Origin of the sequence: Microcystis sp. LE19-10.1B (genome assembly GCF_027530565.1) — a bacterium.
GTDB classification, from domain to species: domain Bacteria; phylum Cyanobacteriota; class Cyanobacteriia; order Cyanobacteriales; family Microcystaceae; genus Microcystis; species Microcystis aeruginosa.
Window position 1 is genome coordinate 1 of the sequence record NZ_JAPZQM010000357.1, and the last position, 1736, is coordinate 1736.

Here is a 1736-nt window from a genome sequence, read left to right on the forward strand (position 1 = left end):
CTCTGCTCTTTCTTCTTCTTTAAGAGCTTTTTGTAAGTTTTTCTTTTCTTCTAAGTCTAGGAAATCTTTGGCTGGCATAAGTAGGATTTTTCTCAAGTTACTATTTCTATTTTAGGTGGTTTAAGTGCGTTTTAGCTTATCAAAATATTCAGATCGTAAAAGCAAAAGATTTTCTAGATTTCTTAACTCGAAATAATAACCATCAATTATGAACTTTACTCAATGGGATTTTATTAAAAGATATTCGCGAAGCAAGATTATCCGTGGGAGACGTGGGGACATTGGTAGAAAAACATCAAATCGAGGGATTAGAAACCGGGTATAGTGTCGAATTTTTCGATAGGTTGGGAAAAACGATTACTGTTGTCACCATGGCCGAAAATTCCCTCCGTTTCCCCACCCACGAGGATCGACCTTGACTCTACAGGACTGATATTTTCCCATCTTTAGCAGAATATCGGCATCTAGAAGAGGGTGCGATCGCACGGCAGTTATAGTTGAGAGGGTGTGTTACACTAGCCTTAAGGCACTGTGTAGGCCGTAATCGAATTACTTCTCAACAATCCATTATGATAAAAAATCTACGAGTTAGTTATGATGGAATGGTTTTCCGTCCCGAAGAAAAGATTGAATTAGAACCCAATACCCATTACATCATCCAAATTATTTCTCGGGAAGATCCACTAGAAAATAACCATAAAAATGCTTGGGAACTGTTAGAAGAAATGGCTGGCACCTATGAAGCTCCAGAAGATTGGTCAAGGGAACACGATCATTATTTATATGATACTCCCAAAAGAAATATAAGCGATGAATAAGTCCAAACTTTTTTTAGATACGGTCTTTATCCAAGCAATTCTCAATCCTCATGATCAATATCATCAAATTGCTATGCAGTTCCTCCCCTATGTAAAAAATGCAACAGCAGTTTGGGTTACTGAAGCCATTTTTATGGAGGTTGGTAATGCTCTTAGTCATTACAATCGTCCTAAGGTTTCTGCCTTTATCAAGCAATGCTATCAAACCGATAATTTATTCGTTGTTACTATCACTTCTACTCTTTTTCAAAAAGGCTTAAAGCTCTACGAATCAAGATCTGATAAAAGCTGGGGATTAGTAGATTGTTTTTCTTTTATTGTTATGGAAGAAAATCAAATTACCGACGCTTTAACTTCAGATGTTCATTTTATTCAAGCAGGTTTTCAAGCTTTACTACGATAATTAATTAGCGATCACCATTTAGTTAAAGATATAATTTTACGGCAAGCGCGAAGATGAAAGGATTTTCTAGGCCGATAATTTCTCGATTCTAACCGATCGAAGCCCGGAAGGTGTAGGCGAACCGAAAACCCTCTCCATTAAGGACTCGTGTTAAACTGATTAATCATGCTATTGTCTAGAAGCGACCTATGCCGAACTTAACCTTAAGCAATGAACAAGTTATCGACTTATTCAAACAACTCCCCGAAGACCAGAAACGGGAAGTTTATAAAATTCTCATTCTCAGTCAGTGGAGACAGTTGGAACCAGTATTTAATGAAGGAGCAGAAAGAGCTAGAATCGTAGCCAAAGAACGCGGCTATGATTGGGATACCATGACCGAAGACGAGAGAGAAGAATTTATCGATGAAATCGTTCACGAAAAATAGTGACCTATGTAGTTGTTTTTGATACAAATATATTAATCTCTGCTTGGCTGTCTAAAAACAGCCCTACATTTTCCTGTTTATCGTTAG

The 1736-nt window shown here is 37.4% G+C and carries 4 protein-coding genes; all 4 read left to right on the plus strand.

Going from position 1 to position 1736, the window contains the following annotated elements; all coding sequences use genetic code 11:
- The first annotated feature begins 272 nt into the window (after positions 1–272).
- Positions 273–419: a DUF4926 domain-containing protein gene (locus O9332_RS12700; RefSeq protein ID WP_288025863.1), complete on the plus strand. Its 147-nt coding sequence runs from the start codon at positions 273–275 to the stop codon at positions 417–419.
- 150 nt (positions 420–569) lie between these two features.
- Complete coding sequence (locus O9332_RS12705) at positions 570–818, plus strand: hypothetical protein (RefSeq protein WP_002738017.1); 249 nt, start codon at positions 570–572, stop codon at positions 816–818.
- On the plus strand, positions 811–1221 hold the full coding sequence (locus O9332_RS12710) for a type II toxin-antitoxin system VapC family toxin (RefSeq protein ID WP_002750647.1): 411 nt from the start codon (positions 811–813) through the stop codon (positions 1219–1221). The genes O9332_RS12705 and O9332_RS12710 overlap by 8 nt, the downstream gene beginning before the upstream one ends.
- A 188-nt stretch (positions 1222–1409) precedes the next feature.
- Complete coding sequence (locus O9332_RS12715; protein ID WP_012264323.1) at positions 1410–1649, plus strand: hypothetical protein; 240 nt, start codon at positions 1410–1412, stop codon at positions 1647–1649.
- Positions 1650–1736 lie beyond the last annotated feature (87 nt).

Bases quoted from the DNA above. Each gene is read 5' to 3' on its own strand.
- O9332_RS12705 (WP_002738017.1), top strand. From the start codon at position 570: ATGATAAAAAATCTACGAGTTAGTTATGATGGAATGGTTTTCCGTCCC.
- O9332_RS12710 (WP_002750647.1), top strand. From the start codon at position 811: ATGAATAAGTCCAAACTTTTTTTAGATACGGTCTTTATCCAAGCAATT.
- O9332_RS12715 (WP_012264323.1), top strand. From the start codon at position 1,410: ATGCCGAACTTAACCTTAAGCAATGAACAAGTTATCGACTTATTCAAA.